The sequence below is a fragment of the Shewanella sp. 11B5 genome (assembly GCF_002836795.1).
Taxonomy (GTDB): domain Bacteria; phylum Pseudomonadota; class Gammaproteobacteria; order Enterobacterales; family Shewanellaceae; genus Shewanella; species Shewanella frigidimarina.
Genome location: NZ_PJAP01000339.1, coordinates 1 through 6,495, shown reverse-complemented (window position 1 = coordinate 6,495; position 6,495 = coordinate 1). Strand labels below are relative to the sequence as shown.

At 39.4% G+C, this 6,495-nt stretch carries 6 protein-coding genes; 4 read left to right on the top strand and 2 right to left on the bottom strand.

Translation table 11 applies throughout. From position 1 onward, the window contains the following. Positions 1-294, bottom strand: a 294-nt coding sequence (locus tag CXF78_RS07170) for a PACE efflux transporter (protein WP_102036392.1), incomplete at its 3' end; no start/stop codon positions are given. Positions 295-380: 86 nt separating this feature from the next. Between CXF78_RS07170 and CXF78_RS07165 the strand changes: the two genes are divergently transcribed. The 3 genes from CXF78_RS07165 to CXF78_RS07155 all read left to right on the top strand — a co-directional run bounded on the left by CXF78_RS07165 (position 381) and on the right by CXF78_RS07155 (position 3,690). Next, positions 381-1,268 (top strand): LysR family transcriptional regulator, encoded by an 888-nt coding sequence (locus CXF78_RS07165; protein WP_102036391.1) that lies wholly within the window; start codon positions 381-383, stop codon positions 1,266-1,268. A 77-nt stretch (positions 1,269-1,345) separates the two neighbouring features. Then, positions 1,346-2,149, top strand: coding sequence for a DODA-type extradiol aromatic ring-opening family dioxygenase (locus CXF78_RS07160; RefSeq protein ID WP_102036390.1), 804 nt, complete (start codon positions 1,346-1,348; stop codon positions 2,147-2,149). Between the two features lie 323 nt (positions 2,150-2,472). After that, positions 2,473-3,690, top strand: a complete 1,218-nt coding sequence (locus CXF78_RS07155) for a cyclic di-GMP phosphodiesterase (RefSeq protein WP_102036389.1) — start codon at positions 2,473-2,475, stop codon at positions 3,688-3,690. A 73-nt stretch (positions 3,691-3,763) separates the two neighbouring features. On the opposite strand, the gene CXF78_RS07150 is transcribed toward CXF78_RS07155, so the two are convergent. Then, positions 3,764-4,894: an acyltransferase family protein gene (locus CXF78_RS07150; RefSeq protein ID WP_102036388.1), complete on the bottom strand. Its 1,131-nt coding sequence runs from the start codon at positions 4,892-4,894 to the stop codon at positions 3,764-3,766. A 287-nt stretch (positions 4,895-5,181) separates the two neighbouring features. On the opposite strand from CXF78_RS07150, the gene CXF78_RS07145 reads away from it, so the two are divergent. Beyond that, entirely contained in the window at positions 5,182-6,363 is a 1,182-nt protein-coding gene (locus CXF78_RS07145; RefSeq protein WP_102036387.1) for an NAD(P)H-hydrate dehydratase, read from the top strand. Positions 6,364-6,495: the final 132 nt, after the last annotated feature.

Below are 6,495 nucleotides of genomic sequence, written 5' to 3'. Positions count from 1 at the left end.
TGACAAATACCATGACACTAATGGGATGGTAAAAAATAACATCCCGCCTTCAAAACCCAATGCATGAACGACTCTAATGCCAATTTTACGCTCAACTCTGTCTGAACCGTTGAGCTTATCAAACAATATGTTGTAAACGTAGTTCCATAAAACAGCAAACAATGACAAACAAATACTCACTATCAACATGTCTGTGCTGTTTTTTTCCACTAACATCGCACTCACTGGCACAATAAAGGCCAACGCTATCACCTCAAAAGACACGGCGTGGAACACTCTTTCTCTTCTTTGCATGTTTATCTCTATTTAATGGTGACGTTTTGGCTATTTTCATCCAATATATAGATACATTAAAGTTGGTAAGTATCGGTAAAAACGATATGTATAGTATTGAACAGCTTGAGGCCTTTGTGGCGACCGTAAAAATGGGGTCATTTTCATCTGCAGCAAGAGCGCTTAATAAAGCACAATCAGTTATCAGTCAGCATGTGATAAATCTTGAAATTGACTGTAATAGCGAACTATTTGATCGCAGTGGCCGCTATCCTCAATTGACACTAGCAGGTAAAAAACTACTGCCCCATGCCCAAGTGTTGCTCAGCCAGCATCAACGACTGCGCGATTGCGCCCAAAGTTTAGACCAACAAGCAATATCTGAATTGACGATTGGTTTAGATGAAGGAATACCTCTGCAAAAGCTGTTCAATATTATTAATGAGCTCGAAGCTAAGTTTCCGACAATTACGCTTGAGTTTTTAACCGCATCAAGCATCGATATTATCGATATGATTGACACTGAGCGGGCTGTCACCGGCATTATTTTCAGCGAGTTAACGATCCCGGCTCACATCGATTTTGAATCTATTGGGTCAATTAAATTTGATATGTATGTGGCCAGCACACATCTCTTAGCACAACAGATATATGATAATTTAGCCCATTTGAAATTGCATCGTCAACTATTGATACGGTCACGAAATACTAAATCCAGTAGCTTTCAATTCGCCATTAGCCCAGACGTTTGGTACGCCGACAATTATTATATTTTGCTAGAACTTGCATTGCAGGGCCATGGCTGGTGTTTGCTGCCCAATCATATTGCCAATCACTACGTGGATAGCGGGCAACTAGTCATGTTACCGTCTGAATTTAAAGAGATTGGTTGGCAAGCAAATGTTGATGTTATTCAACACCATCGCTACAGTCACGAACCGGTGTTTAAGCAACTCAGACATTCTTTGCGACAATTACTAACGTATTCAGCATGATGATGAACACTTTTAAAAATTGTTATTTGAGTTCACAATAACTTCGCAGTTAATGACATTAAGCGAGAAAACCTACTATGCAACAACATCAAAACCCCCTGTTTATTTCGCATGGTTCTCCTATGATGGCGGTTGAAAACAGTAAAACATCGCGTTTTTTACAAAGACTTGGCCAACAGCTCCCTACCCCAAAAGCCATTGTGGTATTTTCGGCCCATTTAGATGTCACTGACGATGTGGTGATTACCGCTGGAGCGCGTCCTGAAACAATACACGATTTTTATGGTTTCCCTGATGAATTGTATCAAATTCGCTACCCTGCACCTGGCGCGCCTGTATTGGCAAAACAAATTGCCGACACGTTTATGAGTGCAGGTATTAAGGTCAATTTATCTCTAACACAAGGCTGGGATCATGGCGTGTGGATCCCACTGAGATTAATGTTCCCGCAGGCGAACATTCCCATTGTACAAATATCCATTAATACCCGTGTAAGTGCAGCGCAAAACTATCGATATGGACAGCTTATAGCATCGTTAAAACACGACAACATTCTTATCATTGGTTCTGGTGGAATAAGCCATAATTTAAGCGAGGTTTTTCGTCAGCCTAAAACACCCAATGGCGTTGATATGATGAATCAATTCACAAAGTGGGTTGAAGAGAAATTAGTAAACAATGATACCGAATCGTTGTTGAGCTACATACAGCTCGCGCCGTTTGCCCAGTTTAATCATCCGACTCAGGAACATTTTTTACCGCTTATTGCTATTTTAGGAGCAAGTGAAGCATGTGTTGCCCAAAAAATACATCAAGATGTTGAGTATGAATTGTTAGCACTCGATGCTTACTCGTTTACTGAAACAGGATGTATTAGATAATAAGCATAGAGTAAAAGTTTAAGCTTATGTATTCGCAATACTAATAATAACTATTGAATAAAATAGCCGCTATCACATGACGGTAATTCAAACATATTGGACGTAGTAGGTAATTCGTCATAAACTGCAATGAAGTCTTATATTTCAGTGTCGATACATTTATAAACTCTTCCTAAGTGTTTTTGGTAAAAGCTTGATCCTCATTGAGTTATTTCGCTTATATTACAGTACTGAATACGCTATATTATTAAACATATCTTGCTATAACAATATCATGTCTAGCATGGCTCATACGTTGATAAGTAACCCCAAGGAAACGATTTATGCTGATTGAACATGACATTACTGACGTTTGTGTTGGAATGTATGTGGTCGAAATAACCGAACCCAAAGATACGTTTTCGCTCGCTAAACCTGGTGTGCTTAAAAGCGAACGAGTCATTGAAGCATTAAAGCGAAAATCGGTTACTAAACTGCTTATTGATACCAGTAAAACTGAAGTTATTGTCGAAAAATCCGAGCTAAAAATCAGTGTGCCTAAGCCTCAACCGCCTCGTAAACTCACGCCTGCACGCACCGATGTTAAAGCAAATTTCTTTAATCAAGAAATAGTGAGAGCACGCCAAGTGTTTAATGAGTCAAAAGACATTCAAAAAAAGCTGTTTCATAATGCACAGCATGGTTTGCCTCTGGACATGGATCCGGTACAAAAAATTACCGCTGAATCCACAGATTTAATTTTTAATAATCCAAATGCTTTGTCATGTGTGATTAATATTCGTAATAAAGATGAATATTTATTAGAACATTCTGTGTCTGTGTCCGTGCTGATGACCATGTTTGCCGTGTACAAAAAAATCGACAAAGACATTGTTAATCAATTAGCTATTGGTGCATTTTTACATGATGTTGGAAAAATCATGATCCCAGATCGGATTTTAAACAAGCCGGACAAACTGACCGATGAAGAGTTTCATATTATGAAAACTCATGCCAGTTACTCAATTGAAATCATGAAAAGCACCCCAGGGATCAGTCCGCTGAGTTTAGAAGTAGCCAGCTTACACCATGAAAAACTCAATGGATTAGGTTATCCATTTGGCGTACCAGCAGAAAAAATCACCCTTTATGGCCGCATGATCAGCATATGCGATATTTATGATGCGCTGACTTCACACCGCTGTTACAAACAAGGTTATGCCCAAGTTAAAGCGTTCAGTATTTTGCGCGCGTTAGCGGATAAAAATGAATTAGATAAAGACTTAGTAGATCAATTTATTCGCTGTATGGGCGTTTACCCTGTCGGGTCGGTGGTTCAACTTGAATCAAATAGACTCGCTATAGTGGAAGGTCATAACCCGAAAGACCCTATCCGTCCGTTAGTCAGACCCTTCTATCATTTAAAACCTGAGCATTTTGAAGCAGGAAACAAAATTGATTTAGCCACCGTGACTGACGACTTAATTGTTAAGTGCGTACGTGCTGATGATTTTAACCTGAACATGGAACAAATTATTGAGTATCTAGCTCACGAAGGATAGAGAAATGCCATTAAACGAATTTAATGGCATTTTTTGTTTATCAAAAGCTTGCAGCATAAAGCTTGCTTATTCGCTATTTAGATGCAGGCAATACTTTGAGTCCAAATAAATATCGTGTCAGCTTAAACGGCCTAATCACGTAGTAACATAGCAAGGCACACACCACAAAAGCACTCATTAATACACTGACAGATTTAATCGCAATAGACGCCTGCCACTGCACAATATAAAACGCCAATATAACAATCACGGTTTGATGCAGAATATAAAACGGATAGATTAATTCATTGGTTTGATGTAACCATGTTGGCGTCTTTTTAATATGAGCAATCGCAAAACCTGCCATGGTTAATAACCCAGACCAAGACACTAGCGTACAAACTAACCACCATAATTGCCATCGTGTTGTAAGTGACAAATACGAGCTTAAATCAGGTGAGTAATAGTAGCCATAAAACAGGATTGAACTCACGAGCAAACTGACTAAATAAGTGTATCGATGTTCAGCTATTGCCCGCCAAATAACCTCACTTTTAACAAAACACATGCCCGCAAAAAAGAAAAACAGATAGAACACACTTAATGACGGGTTTTCGATATGATGACTGTCTGATGGCGCAACATATTTGAGCGCACCACGTAATACGATTAACACTAAAACTAAAGAGAGTAAGCCAAAATGATGACGACTGATTCGTTCAAGCCATTGTTGTAATTTATTGCTGGTTTGACGTGTTAACCAGTGCCTAAATGGCACAGCAAGCAGCATAAAAATGACTAAAAATTCTATAAACCATAAATGATTACTATCAAACGACAACAGCAACTGACCATACGCCGATGCTAAAGAGCTATATTCAGTGATGTTCTCATAATAATTTTGTGGCGGCACAATCAATATCATTCCCACCAGCAAAGGGATAAAAAGCCGGTGAAATTTACTCGATAGAAATTGCCGAACAGGCATTTTTTGCAGTAACAAAAAGCTGGCTGCACCAGCGATAAAGAACAATGTTTGCAGTCTGAGCTGTTCAAAATACACCATGATATCGTCAAGCACCTTGCTCGACTCATTGTTCATTACATGCCAGCCGTCACCATTAAAGGGCATAAACACATGGTGTAAAAATACCGCAAAAATCAATATTACCCTTAACCAATCAAGTTCTGAGTAACGTCTGTTGTGTTGTAACATTTGTTGCATAATCAATGCCTTCCTTTGGCTTATATTTGTAAAATATTCTGCATGAAGGATAGCTTATCTTCTGAGATTTACTTTCACCAGCCCATACAGTTCATTATTCCCGGCTAGTTTATAAAAAAATAGCAGATAGCTAGTTTGCTATTTGTTCATGTCACACATAGCAAAGAGTCGTTTTTACAAAATTTCCTACAAAATAGGTTAACTCTAAATCAAAAGTATGCAGTAAATACCACTAATAAACTTGGTGTGTGCTACTTTATTCATATCGATATTAATCGGTTTAAATAATGAATACGTTAACCCTTGAATATATCAAAAGCATATTACCGCCACGGCCGGATAACAGTCATAAAATGACGTTTGGCCATGTATTGAATATTGCCGGTTCGCTGCATTACCGCGGGGCAGCTTATTTGTCGAGTTTATCCGCATTACGAGTGGGCGCGGGTTACGTCACCTTAGCCAGTAGCCCATCGGTATGTGACAGTGTGAGTGCATTAACACCCAACATCGTTACTTTTGCGTTACGAACGTTGTCGCCATTATCGGTTCACTCACTACAACGCACAGCAAATCTACATCTAAAAGATGCGCAAATCGTCGATGTACAAACTCTTTCACCACAAGCTGTTTTACAGCTCAGAGATAAATTGACTCAAGCCAGCGCCATTTCAATTGGCAGTGGTTTAAGCATTGGCCAAAGTACCGATCAATGCATCGATATCACAGCTATTAACACTGAGTTAACTGTAGATGTTGACGTGACTCTTTGCACTGAGATGTGCGCAAAGATAAGCACTGACTTGAACTCAGATTTGAACTCAGATTTGAATTCAGATTTACGTTCAGAGTTGCCTATTTGTAATGTCATCAAAGATAATCAACCACACTCAAACGAGTTAATCCCCCCACAAGGGAATCATCGTTTTTTTTACGCCCTACTCAACGAAATACAAACCTGCACAAAGCCAGTAATATTCGATGCTGACGCGCTAAACTTTATTAGCCACTTACTTAACCCACCAGTACAATTCGGAACAACTACGGTGACTTTGCCTAACAAGAGTATTATCACACCCCACCCAAAAGAGCTGGCAAGATTACTCAATATGGATGTCGCAACACTACAAACACAGCGGATGCATTTTGCTCGCTTAGCGGCAAAACAGTTAAATACGATTGTGGTGCTGAAAGGTAAAAACACCGTGATAACTGACGGTAATGATGTTTTCATTAACCCAACAGGTAACAGCGCGCTAGCCAAAGCCGGAACCGGAGATGTGTTAACAGGTATGATTTCAGGGTTTTGCGCTCAAGGCGTTAGCCCAATAAATGCAGCGTGTTTGGGTGTGTATCTGCATGGTTTGGCAGGCAACATTGCTGCAGAGGACTTAAGCCAATATGGCATGTTAGCCAGTGACCTACTTAGCTATATTCCTAAAGCTATTTTAAAAGTATTAGCCATTTAGCCAATGCGAAATCAGCGCGTGATGGTGACCAATACCGAGATGGCTTACCAAAGGCTATATCGTAATAGTGCATGCTATAAATGTTTATTCATACCCTATTTTAAAACACAAAAGTAAATGACCTCTGCATTG